This is a genomic window from Mesorhizobium loti R88b (assembly GCF_013170845.1).
Classification (GTDB): domain Bacteria; phylum Pseudomonadota; class Alphaproteobacteria; order Rhizobiales; family Rhizobiaceae; genus Mesorhizobium; species Mesorhizobium loti_B.
In genome coordinates this window covers 309,371-332,269 of the sequence record NZ_CP033367.1, presented here as the reverse complement: position 1 = coordinate 332,269, position 22,899 = coordinate 309,371, and the positions used below count along the sequence as shown (strand labels likewise).

The following is a 22,899-nucleotide window of genomic DNA, read 5'->3' as shown; positions in this document are numbered from 1 at the left end:
TGAAAGTTGAATCGCATTTGAAAATGAACCAGAGGCCGAACCTAAGACGGCTCACACCGGAGTAACCCTAGCCATGACCTTCCTCAGCACCATCAAGGCGGCGGCGCTATCCGCGGCGATGATCGTGTCGGTGGCCTTGCCCGCTGCCCACGCCGACGAACAATATTTCCCGCTGCAGAGCTATCGCGTCGGACCCTATGCGGCCGGCGGCACCGGTTTCTTCGGCGGCTTCATCGACTATCTCAACCTCATCAACATCCGCGATGGCGGCGTCAACGGCGTCAAGCTGACCTGGGACGAATGTGAGACCCAGTACGAGGTCGAGCGCGGCGTCGAATGCTATGAGCGCCAGAAGAGCCATGCCGGCGCTGCTGCCTGGAACCCGCTCTCGGTCGGCATCGCCTATGCCATGATCGATCGCATCACCGCCGATAAGGTGCCGCTGATCACCGTCAACCACGGCCGCACCGATTCCACCGACGGACGCGTCTTCCCCTACGTCTTCCCGCTGCTGCTCAACCCCTACAGCGAGACCTCAGGCATCGTGAACTACATCGCCTCCAAGGAAGGCGGCATCGACAAGCTCAAGGGCAAGAAGATCGTCGTACTTTACCACGGCTCGCCCTATGGCAAGGAGACCATCCCGATCTATGAATTGCTGGCGCAGAAATACGGCTTCACCGTCCAGCAGATCGAAGTGCCGCATCCCGGCAACGAGCAGCAGTCGCAGTGGCTGACCATCCGCCGCGCCAAGCCGGACTTCGTCGTCCTGCGCGGCTGGGGTGTAATGAACCCCGTGGCGCTGAAGACGGCGGTCAAGGTCGGCTATCCCGTCGACCATATCGTCGGCAATGTCTGGTCGAATTCGGAAGAGGACGTCATCCCGGCCGGTGACGCCGCCAAGGGCTACACCGCCATCACCACCCAGGCTTCCGGCAACTCCTACCCGGTGGTGCAGGAGATCGTGAAGACCGTCTACGGCGCCGGCAAGGGCAACCTCGAAGACAAGTCGCGCATCGGCTCGGTCTACCACAATCTCGGCATCGTCAACGGCATTCTGAATGTCGAGGCGATCCGTGTCGCGCAAGAGAAATTCGGTCATCGCACGCTGACCGGCGACGAAGTCCGCTGGGGCTTCGAACACCTCAAGCTTGATCCGGCCAAGGTCGAGGCGCTCGGCGCCAAGGACCTGTTCCACTCGATCAACGTCAGCTGGGACAACCACGAGGGCGAAGGCTACGTGACCTTCCAGCAGTGGGACGGCAAGAAGTGGAACGTCGTCTCCGACTGGATCGCACCGGACTGGGCGCTGCTGCGGCCGATCATCGAGAAGTCGGCTGAAGCCTATGCCAAGGAGAAGGGCATCAAGCTGCGCACCGCCGACGATGCCAACGCCGTGACCACCAACTGATCACTGGCGCCGGGCGCCACGGAGAACCTTCCGTGGCGCCCGGCTCCTTCGGTCCATTGCGGAAGAAGAGCCATGCCGGACAATGACGTCATCCTTGCGGTCGACACGATCCATGCCACCTACAACCACGCCATCACGGCGCTGCATGGCGTCAGCTTCGAGATCAGGCGCGGCGAGATCCTGGCGCTGCTCGGCGCCAATGGCGCGGGAAAGACCACCACGCTGAAGGCCGTCTCCAACCTGTTGCCGGCCGAGCGCGGCCAGGTCAACGCCGGCACCATCCGCTATGACGGCAATGATGTGTCGCGTCGCAAGCCCGGCGACCTGGTGCGCGCCGGCCTTGTTACGGTGCTGGAAGGCCGCCATTGCTTCAAGAGCCTCACCGTCGAGGAGAACCTGGTCACCGGCGGCATCGGCCGCAGCGGTCGCCGGGCCGAGATCAATGCGGATCTCGAACGTATCTATGGCTATTTCCCCCGTCTCCGGGAAAAGCGCCGGACATTGTCTGGCCTGACCTCCGGCGGCGAACAGCAGATGACCGCCATCGGCCGGGCACTGATGTCACGGCCGCGCCTGCTGGTCCTGGATGAGCCGTCAATGGGGCTCGCCCCGCTCATCGTCCAGGATATCTTTCAGACGCTGAGGAGACTCAACCGCGAGACCGGCCTGTCCATCCTGGTCGCCGAGCAGAATTCCGCTGTTGCGCTTCGTTATGCCGACCACGCCACGGTGCTCGAAAACGGCGTCTCCGTTCTCTCCGGCGCGGCTGCCGATCTTCGCCAGCGCGAAGACGTGCGCGCCTTCTATCTCGGTCAATCGACCACCGGGCGACAGCCATCGCCGGCTGCCAAATCGACCCATCTCCATGCCGTTGCCTAAACCGAAATTCGAAGGAGCAGTGAAATGACCGTCTCGACCGTCAAGACCGACCACGCTTCCGCCGCCGTGCCGCCCGTAGCAAGGCCGTCGGCGCCGGCCCACATCATCAGGGATGACGCCGAAGCGATCGCGGTCGCTCACGCGCTCGCCGCCGAATTCGTCAAGGAGTCCTCCAAGCGTGACCGCGAGCGGATCTGGCCGGTCGCCGAACTCGACGCCTTCTCGCAAAGCGGCCTGTGGTCGATCAATGTGCCCAAGGCATTCGGCGGGCCGGAAGTCTCCTACGTGACGCTGGCCAAGGTGATCGAGATCATCTCGGCGGCGGATTCCTCGATCGGCCAGATCGCGCAGAACCATCTCGGCGTCGTCGCCGCGATCCGCACTGTGTCGGATGGCGATCAGCAGAAACTGCTGTTCGCCGAAGCGCTGAAAGGCACACGGTTCGGCAATGCCTTTTCCGAGTTCGGCTCCAAGCGCGCCGCCGATTTTGAGACCCGCTTCACCGATGCCGGCGACCATGTCGTCGTCAATGGCCGTAAATTCTATTCGTCTGGCGCGCTGCTTGCCCATCTGGTGCCGATCGTGGCGCTCGATGACGAGGGCCGCGCCTGGTATGCGATCGCCGACCGTGGCGCGCCCGGCCTGACCGTCATCGACGACTGGTCGAGCTTTGGCCAGCGCACGACTTTGTCGGGCACGGTGATCATCGACAACGTCAAGGTGCCGAAGACGCACCTGGTGCCCGGCTACAAGGGCTATGACAGACCGACCGCCGATGGCGCCATCTTCCAGATCATCCAGGTCGCGGTCGACACCGGCATCGCCCAGGCGGCGATCGACGAGACGGTTCACTTCGTCAGGACCAGGAGCCGCGCCTGGATCGACAGCGGCGTCGACAATGCCTGGGACGATCCCTACACCATCCAGGCGGTAGGCGACCTGACGCTGCGCCTGCACGCGGCACAGGCGCTGCTGGAAAAAGCCGGCCTGGCAATTGATCGGGCAGTTGCCGAGCCGACCGCCGAAACGGTCGCGCATGCGCAGATCGTAACCGCCGAGGCGAAAATCCTGTCGACCGAGATAGCCATCGCCGCGACCAACAAGCTTTTCGAACTGGCCGGCACGCGCTCGACGCTTGCCGAGCACAATCTCGACAGGCATTGGCGCAATGCCCGCACCCACACGCTGCACGATCCGGTACGCTGGAAGTACTCGATCCTCGGCAAATACTTCCTCAACGGCGAAAACCCGCCGCTGCACGCCTGGAGCTGATTTCCCACCGGCGGGCGAGCGGCCCGCCCTTCAAGATTTCGAACCATCATGACCAAAGAGAGCCCAGTCACCATGTCAAATCCAACAGTCGTCGGCTTCTCCGGCAACATCACCCGACCGTCAAAGACGCGCGCCTTCGTCGAGCTGGTCACCAGGGACATCGCCGCGCGCCATGGCTTGTCGGCCAGCACATACGACATCGAGGATGTCGGCCCATCGCTGGGCACGGCAAGATGGGCGCGCGACCTCGACAGCCAGGCACAACCGATCCTGGCCCAGATCCTCGCCGCGGATGTGCTGGTGGTCGGCTCGCCGACCTACAAGGGCAGCTACACCGGCCTGTTCAAGCACTTCTTCGACCTGATTGATCCGGCGGCACTGCGGGGCAAGCCCATCCTGCTGACCGCGACCGGCGGCGGCGAGCGCCATGCCTTGATCGTCGAGCATCAGTTGCGGCCGTTGTTCGGCTTCTTCGAAGCCTTCACGCTGCCGACCGCAGTCTACGCCACCGACAAGGATTTCACCGATGGCGTGCTGCGCTCCGATGCCATCCTGAAGCGTGCGGCGCAGGCGGTGGATGAAGTCGGCTTTGTGCTGGCCAACCGCTCCGCAGGCAGGATCGCCGCCGAGTAACTCCGACAGCGGATTTCGCCGGTCGAAATCCGCACGGGTGGCATGCTCGCTTACGCGCAATTTACGACCGCCGCTTAAAACGTTCCTGTCTGATTCGTCCGGGACAGGAACACCATGAGCAAAGCCCTTACGACCTTCGCACTCGTCGCCGTGCTGACCGCCTTGCTGATGGCGCTTAGCCTGGCGGTGGCCCGGCACGGCTATCCCTATGGTGTGACCGGGGCCAGGCGCCTCGACGGCATCGCTGACGCCGCAACCTTCATTCCGCTGGCCGCCGTCTTCTTCTTCAGCGCGCTGTTGATGATGATCCTGCCGATCCGTGCGGCCAGCATCGTCCTGACGCACGCCGCCGACGCGATTTTCTGGGCGGTCATCGTGCTGTTTGCCACCATCGTCGGCGGCCTTCTCGCCCGATGGGCTTTCGGCCAGAGCGGTGTTTTGGCAGCGCTGCTGAATTGGCGCTTCCTGTTCGCGGTGGCGGTCGTCGGCTGCCACTTCGTCATGAACGAGCTTCGCCGCAACGTGCTGTTGCGCAGCCTGTTTTTCGTGATCTTCGCCGCCGCGACGCTCGCCTGCCTGTTCTGGTCGTTCACGCTCTGAACGTGCTGGCTAATCTCCGGCCGCTATGTGGCCTGCGGCCTGCTCCATCCACATCCAGAGATAGGCGGCAAGACCGCGGTCGACATGGATGCGCAGCCTGTCTTCGTGACGATAGACGATGGCGCTGACGCCGGCGAAGGAAAGCGCGGCACTGGCGCTTGGCTGCCCGGGATCAAGCGTCGTCCCGCGTGCGATGAAAGCGTCAAGTGCCGAGCCTTCGACCTCGAACACCTGCAGCCCGGCGCTGATCTCCGTCACCGCAAACTCTTGGGGGAACCATCCCGTCGCCATGCCGATCGGCGTGGTGGACACGGCAAGCAGCCGGTCGCGTGCCAAGCGGACCGTGTAGCGTATGCCTTCGGCTGGGCCGAACGCCCCGACCGCCGTTCCATCGAAACCAGATGCCTCGGCCAATGCGGCAAGGTCGCCGCTGACCAGACGTTGGTGCAGCCCAGGGATCGAGCCTATCTTGAGCCCCGGCACATCGATCGTGGCGTTCTGCCAGTCCGGTGCGACGGACCATTTTTCCGCGAGATCACGCATTGAGCCGGTCTCCTGCCGGGTCGAAGGCGCAAGGCGCGGCGATCGTCGCCGTCCTGACCTTGCCGAGATGCTGGATGTCTACTGCTTCACCGTGGCGTGCCGCACCGCGCTCGATCAGGCCAAGCGCAATCGGCCGGCCAAGCGTCGGGCTCTGGTAGCTCGAGGTGACAAAGCCCTGGCTGTGCGGCCTTCCGTCGATCCGTCGAATGCCATGCGCACCGGTCGGCAGCGGTGGCTCGCCCTCCGGCACCGTCAGCCCGACAAGCTGCAACCGGTCGCCACGCGAAGCCTCCTCGGTGAACAGCGAGCGGCGGCCGACATATTCGGCCTGGCGTTTGGCACGCGGCCCTTCGCTGCCGAGATCATGCGGCAGCGTGGTGCCGTCGGTGTCCTTGCCGATGACGATGAAGCCTTTTTCTGCACGCAGGATCATCAGCGCCTCGAGACCGATGATGACGGCATCGAACGCCTGGCCGGCCTGACGCAGATGCCCCCATAATGGCTCGGCACGATCGGCACGGATGGAGATTTCATAGCTCCTGTCACCGGTAAAGCTGACGCGGGTGACGCGCACTTCGTCGCCGGCATAGCTGCCCTGGCCCACCGCCATATGCGGCAGGGCGGCATCGTCGAGCGACAGGCCGAGACCGACTGTTTCGAGCAGCTTGCGCGCATTCGGCCCGGAAACGGTCAGCGTCGCCATCTCTGACGTTGCGTTGTGGATGTAGACCGCATCGCGGCCGAAGCGATCCTGCCGCCACTCCTCCAGCCGCGCGTGCACAGCAGCGACATGCGAGGACGAGCACGACACGACGAAGCGATGTTCGTCCAATCGCACCAGCACGCCGTCATCGAAGACCACGCCGTTCTCCGACAGCATGAAGCCGTAGCGGCAGCGGCCGGGCTTCAGCGTCGACATGGTGTTGTAATAGAGGAAATCGACGAACGCGGCCGCCTTCGGGCCGATCACCTCGATCTTGCCCAGCGTCGAACCGTCGAACAGCGCGACCGATTTGCGGGCGCGCAACGCTTCGTCCTGGATGGCGCGATCCGCGTCGGTTCTGCCGCCATAGTGGGCAGGACGCAGCCAGCCGCCATATTCCTGGAACACGGCACCGCTGGCGCGATGCACGTTTTCCAGCGGCAGCCGCCGCACCGGCGCCATCAGTTCACCGACGCGCGCGCCGGCAAAGCTTGCCAGCGGCACCGGCGTGAAGGGCGGACGGTAAGTGGTGGTGCCGACCTCCGGTACCGTTCGACCGGTAATCCCGGCCATCAGCGCCAGGCCGGGCAGGTTGGAAGTCTTGCCTTGGTCGGTCGCCATGCCAAGCGTCGTGTAGCGCTTCAGATGTTCGACCGAGACGAAATTTTCACGTGCCGCCAGTTCGACGTCCTTCACCGTCACGTCGTTCTGATAGTCGATCCAGATGCGCCCTTTCGAGCCGGGCAACGGCCACGCGGCCGTTATGCCGCCCGTCGCTTCCGGTCCGGTGCTGCGTGGTAGGGCGGCCTTGGTTTCGCCGAGCGGCGCAACGGCTTTCTGCGCGCCGGCAAACACCTCCGACAAGGAGACCGCCCCGGCGGCAGCGCCAGCCACGGAAATGCCGTCGACCGGATCGCCGGGCAGGAAAGCGGCACGCGCGTCGCTCCAGGCGAGCTTGCCCCTGGCCTGGCCGAAGAGGTGAATGGTCGGCGTCCAGCCGCCCGAGACCAGCACGCAATCGGTATCGAGCCTGGTGCCGTCGTCCAGCGTCACGCCCTCGACGCGCAGTCTGCCGCTGGCGGAAGCAAGCGCGCGCCCTTTGACCAGTCGTACGTTGGCAGGCGTGGCGGGCGTGCCATCGCCCCTGATATCGACAAGCGTGACATCGGCACCTGCCTCCGCGAGCGCGCTCGCAACCTCGTAGGCGCTGTCATTGTTGGTCGCGACAACGATACGCCGGCCGACCAGCACCGCATGGCGCCTGAGATAGGCGAGCGCTGCATCCGACGACAGGATGCCCGGCAGGTCGTTGTTGGCGAAGGGCAGCGGCCGCTCGATGGCGCCGGTCGCCAGCACGATCTGGCGTGGCCTGACCCGCCACAGCGTGTCGCGCCGGCCGTCGAAATGACGCTGGTTCAGGCCAACCAGATTGTGGTCGTAGATGCCGAAGGCGGTCGTCGACGGTAGGATCAGGTGACCGCCGGCGGCAAGCTCCGTAACCGTCTCCTCGATCCAGGCATCCGCCGGTTTCCCGTCGATCTCACCGGCACGGTGGCCGAGCGACCCGCCCGGCTTCTGCTGATCATCGACCAGCACGACGGAGAGACCCGCGCCGGCCGCCATCCTGGCCGCCGCGAGCCCGGCCGGGCCAGCACCCACCACCAGCACATCGCAGTGATGGTTGATCTGGTCCGCCGTACCTGGCGAGGTCCAGTCCGTATCGACCTTGCCCAGCCCGGCCATGGCCCGGATGCGGGGCTCGAACATGTGCCAGTCCGGCCACATGAAGGTCTTGTAGTAGAAGGCGGCTGGAATGAAGCGCGAGAAGCGGTCGAGGAAGGCGTTGCGGTCGGCCAGTGCATTGGGTGTCGCGTTGACGCTTTTTGCCACCAGCCCGTCGCGTGCCGGCTCAGTCGTGGCCCGCGTGTTCGGCGTCGCCTGCGGGCCGCCGACATCGACCAGCGCGTTCGGTTCCTCGACGCCGCCCCCCCAGATGCCACGCGGCCGGTGGTATTTGAAGCTCCGCCCGACGACCGCGACGTCATTGGCCAGCAGTGCTGAGGCGATGGTGTCGCCGGCAAAGCCGTCGACGGTTGCGCCGTCGAAGCTGAAGCGGATCGGGCACGAGCGGTCGATGGCGCTGCCGCCGGTGGTGAGACGCGAGGCGGTCACGCGGCGTGCTCCCCGCCAAGCGCTGCCGAGGACAGCACCTTGTGCGTGACGGTGTCACGTTCCATGACGAAGAACTCTCCGCAATTCACATGCACCCAGATTTCGCGCGCCGTGCCTTTCGGATTGCCGCGCAGGTAGAGATATCCGGCCCAGCGATCGATCGGCACGTCGGCGCCATCGGGCCTGACATTGCCGGCATCGCCGCCATAGTGGAATTCGGTCTCATCGCGCGGACCGCAGAACGGGCAAGGGAAAAGCTGCATGGGAACCTCTAATGCGCGATGCCGGAACCGGCCGCTTCGTCGATCAGCCGCCCGGTGGCGAAGCGATCGAGATCAAAGGGTCGGCTGATGTCGTTGTGCTTGCCGGTCGCCAGCAGGTTGGCCAGCAGCGTGCCGCCGGCAGGGATCGCCTTGAAGCCGCCCGTGCCCCAGCCGCAATTGAGGAACAGATTGGGCAGTGGCGAGGGGCCGATGATCGGCGAGGAATCCGGCACGACATCGACAATGCCGGCCCATTGCCGCATCAGCTTCAACTGGCCGAAGATCGGGAACATTTCTAAGAGGCCGGCAATCACCGTCTCCAGCGTCGGCAGATTGCCGCGCTGCGCATAGGAGGGGATGCGGTCTAGCCCGCCGCCGATGACGATCTCGCCCTTGTCCGACTGGCTGACATAGACGCCGGTGCCGGGCGACAGCACCACCGTGTCGAGGATCGGCTTGACCGGCTCGGAGACGCAGGCCTGCAGGGCATAGGAATTGATCGGCAGACGAAAGCCGGCCTTGGCCGCCAGCACCGAGGAATGTCCGGCCACCGCCATGCCGATACGGTCCGCACGGATCGCGCCGCGCGTTGTCTGGACGCCACGGCAGCGGCCGCCCTCGATGATGAAATCGGTGATCTCGCAATTTTGGATGATGTCGACGCCGAGCCGGCTCGCCGCCCGTGCGTACCCCCAGGCGACCGCATCGTGACGCGCCGTTCCGGCGCGACCCTGCCAGATGCCGCCGAACACCGGAAAACGTGCATCCGGGGAAAAATTATAGATCGGCGCCACGCGCCGCACATCCTCGGGCGAAAACAGCTCGGCATCGATGCCGTTGATCTGCATGGCGTTGACGGTGCGCGCGCCGATTTCCATTTCGGCGGTCGAGTGGCAGAGATTGACCATGCCGCGCTGCGACAGCATGACGTTGTAGTTCAAATCCTTCGACAGACCCTCATAGAGCCGGTGCGCCAGCCCGTAGAGGTCGACGCTTTCCGGGTAATAGTAGTTGGAGCGCACCACGGTGGTGTTGCGGCCGGTGTTGCCGCCGCCGATCCAGCCTTTCTCCAGCACGGCTACCCGGGTGATGTTGTGATTCTTGGCCAGATAGTAGGCTGTTGCCAGCCCATGGCCGCCGCCGCCGATGACGATCGCGTCATAGGGTGGCTTCGGCTCGGGCGAGCGCCAGGCCTGCTTCCAGCCGGTCTGGCCGGCCAGGCCCTCCTTGAACAGCGACAGGGCGGAATAGCGTCTGGTCATGGCATGTCTTCCGCAGGGATGGCAGCGCTTCTTTCGGTCATGCCCGCATCGCCTTGCACGTTGGATCGTAGGGCGACGAAGCGATGACGCGCGCACCTCTTTCGACGCCGACGATATGGGTTGTCAACTCAGTATCGATGCCGGCCGCATCACGATCGACAAGGGCCATCGCAAGGCTCTTGCCGACCGTATGACCATAGCCGCCCGAGGTAACGAAGCCGGCCAGCTTGCCTCTGCTCCAGACCGGTTCGTAGCCGCTGGCGTCGGCATCCACGGCGTCGATTTCGAGCGTCACCAGCGTCCGCCTTGATCCGGTCTCCCGCTCCTTCAGCGCCGCCTCCCGCCCGATGAAGCCGCCCTTGTCGAAAGCGATCCAGCGGTCCATGCCGGTCTCGGCTGGTGTGTAATCCTGCGTGAATTCGCGCGACCAGATGCCAAAACTCTTTTCGAGCCGCAGCGAATTGACCGCGCCAAAGCCGTATTCGGCAATGCCGAAGTCGCTGCCTGCCGCAAGCAGCGCGCGGCGCAGGCCCGCATGCTCATTGGCCTGGCAATGGATCTCGTAACCGAGCTCGCCGATGACCGAGAGCCGCCCGACCTTGGCCCGCACCAGGCCGACATCCAGCGTCTTGCAGGCGAGGAAGCCGAATCCCTGGTGGGAGATATCCTGATGCGTCAGCCGCCCGAGCAGCCGCCGCGCATTGGGGCCGGCCAGCGAAAAGCCGACCACCGCGTCCGAAATGTCGCGCACGGTGACGCCGTCGGCGAGATGCTGCTCGAACCAGCGCATGTGCCATTGCCTGAGATAGTAGGACCCCATGATCCACCAGGAACCGTCGCCCCAGTTGAAGACGGTGAGATCGCCCTTGAGCTTGCCGTTCTCGCCCAGCATCGGCGCGAGCTTTGCGCGGCCCGGTCTGGGTAAGGCACAGGCGAGCAACCGGTCGAGCCAGGCCTCGGCCTGCGGCCCGCTGATCTCGTAGCGCGAGAAGGCTGATATATCGAGCAAGCCGACGCCTTCGCGCACCTTGCGGCATTCCTGGGCGACGATGTCGAAGGCGTTGGAGCGCTTCAGCGTCGGTGCCTCGACGAACCCCGGCGGGGCGAAATAGAGCGGCACTTCCATGCCCCAGGAACTGCCCCAGCGAGCGCCGGCCGCATCCATGGCGTCATGCGCGCCGGCTGTCTTCAGAGGCCGTCCTGCCGGCAATTGCTCGTTGGGATAGCTCATGACGAAGCGGCGCGAATAGAACTGCCCGGTCGTCTGCTTGATGTATTCGCGGTTGGAGGCGAAGTCGCCATAGCGGGCAATGTCCATGCCGTAGACGTCGGCTTCCGGCTCGCCATGGATCATCCACTCCGCGAGCGACTTGCCGACGCCGCCGCCTTGCAGGAAGCCGGCCATGACGCCGCAGGCCACCCAGTAATTGGGAACGCCGCGCACCGGGCCGACCAGCGGATTGCCGTCCGGCGAGAAGGTGAAGGCGCCGTTCACCCAGCGCTTGATGCCGGCGGTTTCCAGGCAGGGATAGCGGCTGAAGCCGAGCGCCAGTTCGTTGGCGATGCGGTCGGTGTCCTCCTGGATCAATTCGATGCCGTAGTCCCACGGCGCGCCGTCCATGTTCCAGTGCTTGTGGTTGATCTCGTAGATGCCGAGCAGCAGGCCCTTCTGCTCCTGGCGCATATAGGTGAAGCCTTCGAGGTCGACGATCAGCGGCAATTCCCGGTCGAGCGCCTGGATCTCGGGCAGCGCCTCGGTGACGAGATAATGATGCTCCATCGGCGATACCGGCAGGTCGATGCCGGCCATTCGTCCGACCTGCTTGGCCCACAGGCCGCCGGCATTGACGACGTGCTCGGCAACCACAGTGCCCTTCTCGGTGACCACGTCCCAGCTGCCGTCGGCGCGGCGGTTGAGCTCCAGCACGCGATTGTGCTCGATGATCTCGGCGCCGCGCTTCCTTGCCGCCCTGGCATAGGCATGCACGACGCCCGACGGGTCGATATGGCCTTCGCGCGCGGCATAGAGACCGCCCAGCATGCCGTCGGTGTTGAGGATCGGGCAGCGCTGCTTGATCTCGTCGACGCCGACCAGATGGACGTCGTCTATGCCCATGGTCTGAAAAATGCGGTAGGAGGCCTTCAGCCATTCCCAGCGCTCCGGCGCGGACGCAACCGAGATCCCGCCGGTCATGTGCATGCCGATGTTCTGGCCGGATTCCTTCTCGACCTCTGACAGAAGATCGATCGTATAGGCCTGCAGCGCGGCGATGTTGGGGTCGGCGTTTAGCGCATGGAAGCCGCCGGCCGCGTGCCAGCTCGACCCCGCGGTCAGCACCTCGCGTTCGATCAGCGCGACATCGCTCCAGCCGAATTTTGCCAGATGATAGAGCACCGAGGCCCCAACCACGCCGCCGCCGATAACGATCGCCCTGTATTGCGATTTCATTCTGCCGCGCTCCACCCCGTCATGGCGGATCACACTATCGGCATTGTACATATGTGTCTAGTACCTGCAGGGTTTGGCTCAGACGAGGTCGATGTGCTGGTTACGGGGTGGACGCCAACGCATGTCGTTGAGAAACTGTGAGGCTAGGCGGCTGCGTCTACCGCTTGGCGGAAAGGGTCTTCTCGACGTAGCGGGCGAAGTCCTCGACATCTTCCGCCGGAGGCTCCTGGCCGGTGAAGCTGCGCAGATACGAGGCGACCTGGGCCAGGCGGGTGCTCATCGGTTCGTTGAGCTCGAGCGAGTAATAGCCGATCTGCATGAAATAGAGGACGCGGGCGCGCACGAACGCGTCTTCTTCTTCATAGCCATGGCGCATATACATGTCGCGTATGGCATTGACGCGCTCTTCGTCGGCCTCGTCGAGCGCGCGCCGGATTGCAGGCGAGCGGCGCGCCCAGGCCCGGATCGCAAAGTCCAGCCGGGGATCGAACAGCCTCTCGTCCACCCAGCATTCGAAAATGCTCATCACGCCGCGGATGACGGTCGCGGAGGGCCGGTTGGCGCGTTCGACAATGAATCTGGTGTTGGTCTGCCGCCAATAGTCCAGCAATTGGTCGAGCAGATCCTGCCGGCTTTTGAAATACCAGTAGAAACTGGAGCGCGAGACATCGAGCTGCTGGCCAAGCGTCAGCACGCGGACGCGTTCGACGCCATCCGAGATCAGTGTTTCAAGCGCCAGCTTCAGCCAGTCTTCACGAGTGGCCTTGATGTTGCCGGTGGTGCCGGGGCGCTGAATCGTCGCTTCGAGTGCTGCCATCATCACGACGCATGACACGCCGCATCAGGCAAATCAAGGCTATGTACATGTCTGTACAGAGCAATTCGTTTGGTCCTGGAGAACGTCCTGCGGATATTAGTAGGGTTACCTGTCGATGGGGTAATCCAGCCGCCAAGCTGTTGGCGCAGAGGCAAACCCGGGAATTTTGTCGCGGCCGCTCTGCCAGTGCGTGCTTTCCCGCAGGGCATTTGTCTGGCAAATACCACTTCAGACAGATGCCGCCGCGCGGCCAACCAGCAGGAAAGGCCAGGACATGGCTCAGTTTCGAAAGAACCTCATCGATGGCGAATGGATCGGCGACGCCAGCTCCCGCAACATCAACCCCTCGGACACCGGCGACGTCGTCGGCGAATATGCCTCGGCGGGGGTCCAACAGGCCACACAGGCGATCGCGGCGGCCAAGGCTGCCTTCCCGGCATGGTCGCGCTCCGGCCCGCTGGCACGCCATGCGGTGCTGAAGAAGGCCTCGGACGAGATCATGGCGCGCAAGGACGAAATCGGCCGAAACCTCGCGCGCGAGGAGGGCAAGACGCTGGCCGAAGGCATTGGCGAGACCATCCGCGCCGCCCAGATATTCGATTTCTTTGCCGGCGAAACATTGCGCCTGTCGGGAGAAGTCGTGCCGAGCGTGCGGCCGGGCGTCGGCGTCGAGATCACCCGCGAAGCGGTCGGCGTGGTCGGCATCATCACGCCATGGAATTTCCCGATCGCCATTCCGGCATGGAAGATCGCTCCGGCGCTGGCGCATGGCAACACCATCGTCTTCAAGCCGGCGGAACTCGTTCCCGAGAGCGCCTGGTCCATCGTCGACATCCTGCATCGCGCCGGCCTGCCCAAGGGTGTGCTCAACCTCGTCATGGGCAAGGGCTCGGTGGTCGGCCAGGCGATGCTCGACAGTCCCGATGTCAACGCCATCTCTTTCACCGGCTCCGTGGGCACGGGAAAACGCGTCGCTGCCGCAAGTGTCGAGCACATGCGCAAGTTCCAGCTCGAAATGGGCGGCAAGAACCCGCTGGTCGTGCTCGACGATGCCGACCTCGCTGTCGCTGTCGATTGCGCGCTCAACGGCGCTTTCTTCTCGACGGGCCAGCGTTGCACGGCGTCGTCCAGGCTGATCGTGACCGAAGGTATCCATGATCGCTTCGTCGACGCGCTCAAGGACCGCATGGGCAAACTGGTGATCGGCGATGCGCTCGACACCCAGACGCAGATCGGTCCGGTCGTCGACGCGACACAGCTGAAGCAGGACGAGGATTATATTGCCATCGGCGTCAGGGAAGGCGCCACGCTCGCCTTCGGCGGCGAGAGGCTCGACCGCAAGACGCCGGGCTTCTACCTCAGCCCAGCGCTGCTCACCGAGGCCACCAATGCCATGCGCAGCTCGCGCGAGGAGATTTTTGGCCCTGTCGCCAGCGTCATCCGCGTCAAGGATTATGACGAGGCGCTCGCCGTCGCCAACGACACGCCTTTCGGGCTGACCTCGGGCATCTGCACCTCAAGCCTCAAGCACGCCACCCACTTCAAGCGCAATTCGGAGGCCGGCATGGTGATGGTCAACCTGCCGACGGCGGGTGTCGATTTCCATGTTCCCTTCGGCGGCCGCAAGGGCTCGAGCTACGGCCCGCGCGAACAGGGCCGTTACGCCGCCGAGTTCTACACCACGGTGAAGACCGCCTATACATTTGCGGGATGATCAGTTGGCGAGCCGCCACACCCTGACAACTGGATCGCACGAGACAATGACATTGCAGGACCTGACCTGGCTCAACCCGCCGCCGCGTCACGCCATCGACGGCGACGCGGTGCGCGTGCGCACCGGCAAGGAAACCGATTTCTGGCGTGAGACCTTCTACGGTTTCTGGCGTGACAATGGCCACTTCCTGCATCGGCCTGTCGACGGTGACTTCACCGCCGAAGTCACCGTCAAAGGCGACTACAAGGTGCTCTACGACCAGGCCGGGCTGATGGTCCGGCTCAGCGAAACGCACTGGATCAAGGCCGGCATCGAATACACGGACGGCCTTGCCTATTTCTCCGTCGTCGTCACCAACGACACATCGGACTGGTCGCTGGTGGCCATCCATGCCGATCCCAATGGCGTCAGCATCCGCCTGACCCGCCACGGCGAGGCAATCCGCGTCCAGTATCTCGATGCTTCTGATAGCCACTGGAAGCCGGTGCGGCTTGCCTATTTTCCGATCTCGAAGACGGTCGAGGTCGGCATGATGTGCTGTTCGCCGCAGCGCGAGGGTTTCGAAGTCACGTTCTCCGGATTTTTGATCGGCCCGCCGATTTCGCGAGAGTTGCACGACTGACGGCTGGCGACATCTGCGCCCGCAAACCTATCTGGAGCCGCAGCGCGAGGAGCTTCGGCAGGCTGCCGCCTCACCACGGAACGTGTAATATCTCCAGCTTCGGCAAGCCCATCGGCCGGATGCCGAGATCGTTGGCGAGCAAGCCAAACGCTTCGGTCTCGATCAGGTCGCGGTAGGGAATTTCGGGGAAGCGCAGGCCGCCGCGATGCAACGCCGCATCGACCAGCAGCATGGTTCCACCGACCGCATCGAGGCCGACAATATCGAGATGCCTGACATCGCTGAGGTGATAGCGATGCGGTGTCGTCGGCGGAGGCTGATGAAGACCGCCGCGGACCTCGCGAAAATACCGGTAGTCCCTGGCTTGGCGCCTGATAATGAAGTTGTTGAGATCGAAGCTACCGCGGCCGGCGATCTTGACGCAGTTGGGCACGGCGATGCGATGTCCGGCGGCGATCAGCCGGTTCAGCGTATCGCCGGGAAAGCGCCAGACGTCGATATCGATCCACAGCGCCCAGTCGTCATCCGCATCCAACCCTTGATCGATCAGGTAATTTCGCACCTTGGCAATCGCGCCCCGCCTGGCGCGCTGCGTCCTGGGCCTTGCCCTTTTTGCCCTGTCGAAGCGGGTGCCGACCTGTCTTTGCAGCAGCACAACGTCGCGATATTTGCCGGTTACTCCAGCTGTCGCCGCCTGCAGGCGCTCCCAGCTGCCGTCCAGGCTGTCGCCTTCGCAGAAAACCAGCTTGATCCTGTCCTTCGGGTAGTTGAGTCCGTCCAGCGCGTCGAGGAAGGGCTGGATCAGGTCCGCGGCGTCGCGAAGCGGCACCAGAATGGCGATGTTGCCGCCTGTGGGCGGCGGCGATGACAGAGCCGCCTTGTCGACGCTGGCTTTTGCCGCGGCTTTATCCAGATGAGCGCCGCGCGTCAGATGATATTTTAGCCGGTAGGCTTTGTTGCGAAGCTTGGTCAGCCATGTCGGCGGCGGCTCGGGGTTCCACCACGTACCGGCCCAGTGATGGATGGAAAGTGCTGCCGTCTCGTCGCCCGTCTCAAGCTCGGTACTCCTTGAAGACGTCACCGGCGTGAACAGGCCGGACGGGTGAATGGCGAAAGCCCCCTGATCGATGTAACCAAGTTGGGCCGATGTCAGCAGGCAAGGACCTGTCGAGTCGAGCACGTCCTTGGCGCCGACCAGCCCCGGCATCATGGACAGGAGATGCATCCAGAAGGGGTGACGGGGCGGGCTCGCCATGGTCCCATTGAACAGGAGATAGGGCAGACCCCGGAAATCCGCTTGGACGGCCGCATGCGAGGCCGGTTCTTTGCACAGCACGACACGGTTCTCATTCATGATCGGATCGAAAGGTGCGACGCATTCGCAGTCGATGTCGGCGTAGACCCCGCCAAAATGATGCAGAAGCATGTAGCGGGCCGCATCCGACCGCTGCACGCCGTTCGTGTAACTGCAGAACATCGGCAGGAAATCAGGGTAATGCCCGGCCACGAATTCGAGCAGCATCCGGTCGCTCCAGAACATCACTGTCAAGTGCGGATTATGCCGTTTCCAGCTGTCGGCATACGCCTGGAAGCGTGCGGGAACGCTGTCGGTCTTCCATGTCTGGTGCAAGATTGGCGGGATCATCGGCGGCTCATGGGGCGGGAGGTTGTCATGCGCCTTCATTCTCCAGTTCAAGCCCGGCGCGGATGGCATCGCGGATCGCTTGCGGGCCGAACCTTGCCCATACGGCGTGATGCGCGCGCATGCGCTGTCGTTCCCGGCGCTTGGCGTCGTGACACAGCCCGATGGCCACATCGGCAAGCCCGTCGTCGGTGGCCGACAAGAGCACCTCGTCGTTCTCGGCCAGCTCCAGGCCCTCGGCCGCCAGCGGCGTCGCGATCACCGGCACGCCCCAGGCCATCGCCTCCAGGATCTTGATGCGCGTGCCGCCGCCTGCCTTGAGCGGAATGATGCTGAGATGCGCGCAGGACAGAAGCGGCGCCACGCTTTCCGGGTTTTCGACCAACTCCACCCCTGGCAATGCGGCCAGCGCCAGCACGGCCGCTTTCGGGCTGCGTCCGGCGAGAACAAGTTTGGCGCCGGGCAAAGCCTGCCGGATACGGGGCAATATGCCATGGGCCAATCGCTGGGCGGCATCGACGTTCGGCGGATAGCCGAGATGGCCGATGAACAGGATCACCGGGAAGCCGCTGTTGGTCGTGGCCTCGGTGGGCAGCGTCTGCGGAATGTCCTCGACGTTGGGAATTCCATTGGGAACGACGTCGATCGGCGCCTTGCGCCGGGAGAGGACCGCCAGTCTGTCGCGGTCCTGGTTCGAGCAGACCCAGACCCTGTCGACAATGGCGAGTGCCTTTCTTTCGACACGCCTGATGCCCAGAGATGCCGCGATCGCGGCAAGACGCGGTCCGAGCGCCTCAGTGCGCCCTATTTGCTGGGCCAGGTCGGACTCGACATTGTGCATGTCGAGGATGAGCTGCCGCACCAGCGGCCGCAACGGCCGCAGCAGCTTGAACAGGCCGATGCTCTCGACCACCACTGTATCAGGACGAAAGTCTCGGATGATTGCTTCCAGCCGCATCAGGGCAGCGCGCGAAATGCGATGCTCGGCCCTCATGCGCCACCACCCGATCGAAGCCGTACGGGCCTCGCCCTCGATCGATAGCGCCTCGGCGCGGATCAACGGATCGGGCAGCTTCGCCGCGCTGGCCCGCGGCAGCACCGAGACCAGGCAGGCCGCTCCGAACCCGGCCGCAATCGCGGCATTGCGATAGTTTCTAAGGTCTGCGCCGGAGGTTGGCGGAAAGGCCGGCTCGTGGGACAGGATCAGCACGCGCCGTTCGCTGCCGCGCGCCGTCATGGTGATGTCAGGTCGCGCGCCCATGCGGTTCAAGGCGAGCGCCCAAGGCGCCACGTGGCAGGCTCAATCCCGGACGACATTCACGAGGCCCCTGAAGCCATGGAAATAAGCTTCGACTTGTTTAGCCGAACGGCGCTTTCGTCAAGCGCTGGATGATCCCTGGATCGTCGGATGTGCCCGCCTGGCGAAACGGTCACAATTCGTGCCGGCAGAATCCGGATGAAAAGATCATCGCCTGGACCAGGCCAGCCAGCGCGCCGCAAGTCGCCTGCGCAGCGAGGTGAACCGGGTTCGCCTGTAGGCGTCACCCGCCATCTTGATGCCTTGCGCCTGCGTCGGGAAGGGATGGATGACATCGGCCAAGGCCTGCAATCCCATGCCCGACTTGATGGCGAGCGTCACCGCATTGATCATCTCGCCGGCATGGCTGGCGACGACCGTCGCTCCCAGGATGCGGTCGGATCCCTCCCGGACATGGATCTTGACGAACCCCTCCTCCTCGCCATCCATCACGGCACGGGCGACATCATGCATCAGCACTGTATAGGTCTTGACCGGGATGCCGTTGCGGCGCGCCTCGATCGGATAGAGGCCGACATGGGCGATCTCCGGATCGGTATAGGTGCACCAGGGAACGACGAGCTCGCTGAGCTTTTCGTGCCCGCGAAACAGGGCATTGCGCACGACAATGCGCGCCGTCGCCTCCGCGGTATGGGTGAACTTGTATTCGAGGCACACATCGCCCGCCGCATAGATGTGCGGATTTGTGGTTCTCAGATGATCGTCCACCTTGATGCCGTTGGCGTCATAGGCCACCCCGGCATTTTCCAGGTCGAGATCGTCGACATTGGGCGAACGGCCGACACCGGTGATGATCTCGTCGACGGAAATCGTCGACGTATCGCCGTCGCGCAGCAGGTCGGCGAGCTTCTTGCCGCGCTCCGTCCGTACCGCCACCACTTCGGTGTTCAGGCGCACCTCGACGCCTTCGCGCGCCAGCGCATCTGAAAGGATCTGCGCGGCGTCGCGCTCCTCGCCGGGCAGGAACATCGGATCGTTCTGCGCCAGGATGACCTTCGCGCCGAGCAGGCAGAAGGCCTGCGCCGTCTCGCAGCCAAGCGGCCCGCCGCCGATGACCAGCAGCCGTGGCGGGCATTTTGTGAGGTTGAACATGCTCTCATTGTCGAGATAACCGGCTTCGGCAAGGCCCGGAATCGACGGTCCGCTCGGATGCGCGCCCGTCGCCACCAATGCCTTCTTGAAACGCAGCGTCTTGCCGGCGACCACCACCGTGTCCGGTCCTGCAAAGCGCGCTTCGCCGAAATAAAGGTCGATGCCTTCCGAGGCTATAGTCGTGGCCGAATCGGCGCGGCTGATCCGCTGCCGGATCTGCCGCATACGCATCATGGCCCGCTCGAAGTCGACATGAAGACGCTCCGGCGTGTGACCGCCGAAACTCTCGGCATCGCGCATGTCGGCATAGAGCCTGGCCGTGCGGATGATCGACTTCGACGGGACGCCGCCGACATTTGTGCAGGCACCGCCGATGAGCCCGCGTTCGATCAGCGCGACTTTCGCGCCGAGGCGCGCGGCGTCACGCGCCGCGGTCAGCCCGGCCGGCCCGGCGCCGATGACGACGAGATTGTAGGGGCCGTCGGGGGTCGGGTTCTTCCAGTGCGGCGGATGCGCGGCCCGGACCAGTTCGACGTCGTTGCGATCGACGGGGAAGGCGGCGGCCTTTGACCGTTTACGCGGCATCGCGGCCCCCTGAAGCGGAGCCTGCCGGCTGCGCCAGCCAGCCGCCGGTGAAGCCTGCTTTGCCCAGGCCGCGGCGGATGTGCGGATTGGAGCGCATCAGCTCCCAGATCAAGCGTGAGCGGTGGTTCTCGATCATCATCACCACGATGCCCTGGTCCAGCCCGTAATGGCCCTCCGACACCCAGCCGTTGCGGCCGAATTGTCGCCGGTTGGCCAATGTCGGATTGAAGCCGCTCGGCAGCCGGAAATTGTCGATCACCTCGGGATAGCGGTCACCGAGATGGCGCAAGGCGGCCAGGCAGATGTCAGGTGCGAAAGGCAACGACGCCGGATAGGACCATGGTGCGATCGTCCCGTCATCCGGCCCGAACGGTGCGCCGCGCGCGGCATAGCCGGAAAACCGGTGGCGGCGTCTCTCAACGCTGGCACGGAAGCCGCCCGGCCCGTCTCCTGCCGAAAGGCCCCAAAGGTTCTCGCCATAGCCGTCGAACCCATAAGGGTTGTGGCGGGCATAGTCGCGTTGAAGGTAGGTCGAGCGGCGGCTGTTTTCGAAATAGTCGGAATTCTTCTCGCGCATGAAAGCGTCGCGGATGCCGGCGAAATCGATCCAGGCATGCGAGAACTGATGCATGAACAGCGGCCCGCCATAGAGCACGTCATGACCGTAGATGTTTTCCCACTGGTAGGTCGCCGTCCAGGCCTCGTAACTGTCGTCGGAGGTCGGGCTGTCGGGCGAGGCCATCGACAGCACGTAAAGGATCGACGCCTCGTTGTAGCCTTCCCAGCCATAGTGCAGGAAACCGCTCTTCGGCTTCCAACCCTGCCGCAAGGTCGCAGTGCTGCCTTGCGCCCATCGCCAGTCGACACGCCGGTAGAGCATCTCGGCCAGCTTGCGGATTTCAACTTCCTGGTCATTGGCGCCCGAGAAATAGGAAGCTGCCACCAGCACACCGGCGATCAGCAATGCTGTGTCCACCATCGACAGTTCGCAGCGCCAGACGCGCAGCCCGGTGCGCATGTCGAGGAAGTGGTAATAGAAGCCTTTGTGGCCGGTGACCTCATCGCCGCTGCCTTGCGGGCTGGCAGAAAAGAAGCGCAACGCGGCAAGCGTCAGCTTGATCGCCCTCGCACGCGTCATCCAGCCGCGCTCGACGCCGATCGGATAGCAGGACAAGGCGAAGCCGACGACGGCGATGCTGGCCGGAGAATTCGGCCGCGACGTGTCGGCGACCAGGCCGTTGTCGGGGTTCACATTCTCCAGGAAATAATCGAAGGCGGCACGCTGGTAGCGGTCCAGAAGCTCGTCATCGGACAATGCGGCAGGTTCTGTTTTAGGCAAACGATGCAAACTCCAGCCTGATGGACGCGACTCCCAGCGGCGGCACGGTCACATCGAATCCAAGGGTGCGGTCGCGCCAGGCGACCGGTTGTTCCTGCTCCGGCATTGCCGAGGCCGCATGCAATTGCTCGACCATGGCCGGGCTCAGATAATCAGGCTTTCCCTTCGTCGCCCATAGCGCCTTGGTATTGGCATTTCCCGCATCGATCCGCCGGATGATTGCGGCGGTGGGCATGGGCGCATTCTTGAGTTCGATATGGACAATCTCGTCCGCGATTGGATGCCGCGGCAAGGCGAAATTGGAGATCAGCACGGTCAGCGAATTGCGGTCACGCACGCACCAGCTGTCGACAGTCGGGTGGTTACCTTCCACAGGCAGGATTTCCGCTCCAAGTCCGTGCAGCATTTCAAAGGCACGGTAAGCCGGTTTGGCGATGCCGTGAAGGTTCATCAGGCCAAAACCGCCATGAAACGGCACGGAGGGAAAATAGTTCTCCTCGAAAATATCCGAAAACGTCCAGTAGCTGTAGCCCTGAACCAGCCCTCTCGCCTCCATCACCGTCTTGACGATGAAGGCGGCGGCATAAGGCTCGTCATGCAGGGGATCGCGCGGGTTCGAAGACGTGCACCATTCGGTGTAGTAGAGCGGACGGTCTCCAGCTTGCTGGCGCGCGGTGCGCGCCTGCTCGCGCAACACGCTTCGCGTGCTTTCCGAAAGCTGGGTTTCGGTGTCGTCGCCGGGTTGGCCAAAGGCATCGGTTGGGTAGTGGTGCGTGCTGATGAAGTCAGCTGGCAGGCTGTTCTGGCCGCAATAGGCGATGAACTCGCCGATCCAGGCATTGGCTGCGGTGGCCGGCCCGCCGACCTGCAATTGCGTGTCGACGGATTTGATGGCCTTGGCTGTATAGGCATACAGCTTGAAATAGTCTTCCTGCCTGCCGCTGCCGAACGCTTGGAGATTGGGCTCGTTCCAGACCTCGAAGAACCATTGGCGCACTTCCTCCAGGCCGTAGCGGTCAACCCAATGGCCAACGAGTTTGGAGATAAGGGTTGACCATTGGCCATAATCCCTCGGCGCACTGACATTGGCGCGGTCGTGGAAGATGATCTGCCCACTGGACGACAGCATCGTCGGCATGAAGCTCACTTCGACAAAGGGCCGCATGCCGATCGACAGCAGGAAATCGAAGATCTGGTCGGCATTGAAGAACGAATAGAGCGGCTGGTCGTCCTGGTCGATCAGTGTGCCCATGTCGTCATCAAGCAGGCCGTGAAAGCGGACATGGCGAAAGCCGAGTTCGTCATGCGCGCGGCGCATCTGTGCCTGCCAGTCCGCACGCAGCGCCAGCGTCGCATGGCCACTGCCGACCGTATGTTCCCAGAAATGCGGGAAGTCCTTGCCTTTGACGCCGAGATCACAGCGAAAGGTCACGCCCGTGGAACTGTCTGAAGGACTATTTGCCTGTCGTATGCACTGCATTGCCAACCATACGCCGACCATGCCGCATTCGTTGCCTGCTCACGCGGATTTGTAGTAGCTGCCTTGCTGTGACGAACCTCTGGGAGACGGCACAACGGAACGA

At 63.8% G+C, this 22,899-nt stretch carries 18 protein-coding genes; 7 read left to right on the top strand and 11 right to left on the bottom strand.

Going from position 1 to position 22,899, the window contains the following annotated elements; genetic code table 11:
• Positions 1 to 73 precede the first annotated feature (73 nt).
• From EB235_RS01520 to EB235_RS01500, 5 genes are all read left to right on the top strand, one after another.
• A complete protein-coding gene (locus EB235_RS01520) occupies positions 74 to 1,411 on the top strand; it encodes an ABC transporter substrate-binding protein (protein WP_027032710.1) in 1,338 nt (445 codons plus the stop codon).
• Between the two features lie 72 nt (positions 1,412 to 1,483).
• Entirely contained in the window at positions 1,484 to 2,290 is an 807-nt protein-coding gene (locus tag EB235_RS01515; RefSeq protein WP_027032711.1) for an ABC transporter ATP-binding protein, read from the top strand.
• 24 nt (positions 2,291 to 2,314) lie between these two features.
• The gene (locus EB235_RS01510) at positions 2,315 to 3,562 is read left to right on the top strand and encodes an SfnB family sulfur acquisition oxidoreductase (protein ID WP_027032712.1); all 1,248 of its coding nucleotides are present in this window, start codon (positions 2,315 to 2,317) and stop codon (positions 3,560 to 3,562) included.
• A gap of 72 nt (positions 3,563 to 3,634) precedes the next feature.
• Positions 3,635 to 4,195: an FMN reductase gene (msuE, locus tag EB235_RS01505; RefSeq protein WP_027032713.1), complete on the top strand. Its 561-nt coding sequence runs from the start codon at positions 3,635 to 3,637 to the stop codon at positions 4,193 to 4,195.
• A 114-nt stretch (positions 4,196 to 4,309) separates the two neighbouring features.
• Positions 4,310 to 4,795, top strand: a complete 486-nt coding sequence (locus tag EB235_RS01500; RefSeq protein WP_027032714.1) for a hypothetical protein — start codon at positions 4,310 to 4,312, stop codon at positions 4,793 to 4,795.
• A gap of 9 nt (positions 4,796 to 4,804) precedes the next feature.
• Here the strand turns inward: EB235_RS01500 and EB235_RS01495 are convergent, their stop codons facing one another.
• The 6 genes from EB235_RS01495 to EB235_RS01470 form a co-directional block, all read right to left on the bottom strand.
• Positions 4,805 to 5,338 (bottom strand): sarcosine oxidase subunit gamma family protein, encoded by a 534-nt coding sequence (locus tag EB235_RS01495; RefSeq protein ID WP_027032715.1) that lies wholly within the window; start codon positions 5,336 to 5,338, stop codon positions 4,805 to 4,807.
• Positions 5,331 to 8,213: a sarcosine oxidase subunit alpha family protein gene (locus EB235_RS01490; protein WP_027032716.1), complete on the bottom strand. Its 2,883-nt coding sequence runs from the start codon at positions 8,211 to 8,213 to the stop codon at positions 5,331 to 5,333. Before EB235_RS01490 ends, EB235_RS01495 begins: the two co-directional genes overlap by 8 nt.
• Entirely contained in the window at positions 8,210 to 8,476 is a 267-nt protein-coding gene (locus EB235_RS01485) for a sarcosine oxidase subunit delta (protein WP_027032717.1), read from the bottom strand. Before EB235_RS01485 ends, EB235_RS01490 begins: the two co-directional genes overlap by 4 nt.
• A gap of 8 nt (positions 8,477 to 8,484) precedes the next feature.
• Entirely contained in the window at positions 8,485 to 9,738 is a 1,254-nt protein-coding gene (locus EB235_RS01480; protein WP_027032718.1) for a sarcosine oxidase subunit beta, read from the bottom strand.
• Between the two features lie 37 nt (positions 9,739 to 9,775).
• Complete coding sequence (locus tag EB235_RS01475; protein ID WP_027032719.1) at positions 9,776 to 12,187, bottom strand: GcvT family protein; 2,412 nt, start codon at positions 12,185 to 12,187, stop codon at positions 9,776 to 9,778.
• 157 nt (positions 12,188 to 12,344) lie between these two features.
• Entirely contained in the window at positions 12,345 to 13,004 is a 660-nt protein-coding gene (locus EB235_RS01470; protein ID WP_027032720.1) for a TetR/AcrR family transcriptional regulator, read from the bottom strand.
• A 274-nt stretch (positions 13,005 to 13,278) separates the two neighbouring features.
• On the opposite strand from EB235_RS01470, the gene EB235_RS01465 reads away from it, so the two are divergent.
• Both EB235_RS01465 and EB235_RS01460 read left to right on the top strand, forming a co-directional pair.
• Positions 13,279 to 14,718 carry an aldehyde dehydrogenase family protein gene (locus EB235_RS01465; RefSeq protein WP_027032721.1) on the top strand — a complete coding sequence of 480 codons (1,440 nt, stop codon included), beginning with the start codon at positions 13,279 to 13,281 and terminating at the stop codon, positions 14,716 to 14,718.
• A gap of 46 nt (positions 14,719 to 14,764) precedes the next feature.
• Positions 14,765 to 15,340, top strand: a complete 576-nt coding sequence (locus EB235_RS01460) for a DUF1349 domain-containing protein (protein WP_027032722.1) — start codon at positions 14,765 to 14,767, stop codon at positions 15,338 to 15,340.
• Between the two features lie 70 nt (positions 15,341 to 15,410).
• Here EB235_RS01460 and EB235_RS01455 read toward each other — a convergent pair whose 3' ends face one another.
• The 5 genes from EB235_RS01455 to EB235_RS01435 form a co-directional block, all read right to left on the bottom strand.
• Positions 15,411 to 16,985, bottom strand: coding sequence for a glycosyltransferase (locus EB235_RS01455; RefSeq protein WP_027032723.1), 1,575 nt, complete (start codon positions 16,983 to 16,985; stop codon positions 15,411 to 15,413).
• A gap of 25 nt (positions 16,986 to 17,010) precedes the next feature.
• On the bottom strand, positions 17,011 to 18,273 hold the full coding sequence (locus EB235_RS01450; protein WP_245268880.1) for a glycosyltransferase family 4 protein: 1,263 nt from the start codon (positions 18,271 to 18,273) through the stop codon (positions 17,011 to 17,013).
• Positions 18,274 to 18,447: 174 nt separating this feature from the next.
• On the bottom strand, positions 18,448 to 19,977 hold the full coding sequence (locus tag EB235_RS01445) for a mercuric reductase (RefSeq protein WP_027032725.1): 1,530 nt from the start codon (positions 19,975 to 19,977) through the stop codon (positions 18,448 to 18,450).
• The gene (locus EB235_RS01440; RefSeq protein WP_027032726.1) at positions 19,967 to 21,316 is read right to left on the bottom strand and encodes a glucoamylase family protein; all 1,350 of its coding nucleotides are present in this window, start codon (positions 21,314 to 21,316) and stop codon (positions 19,967 to 19,969) included. Before EB235_RS01440 ends, EB235_RS01445 begins: the two co-directional genes overlap by 11 nt.
• Positions 21,309 to 22,748 carry a GH39 family glycosyl hydrolase gene (locus tag EB235_RS01435; RefSeq protein WP_245268881.1) on the bottom strand — a complete coding sequence of 480 codons (1,440 nt, stop codon included), beginning with the start codon at positions 22,746 to 22,748 and terminating at the stop codon, positions 21,309 to 21,311. Before EB235_RS01435 ends, EB235_RS01440 begins: the two co-directional genes overlap by 8 nt.
• Between the last annotated feature and the right edge of the window lie 151 nt (positions 22,749 to 22,899).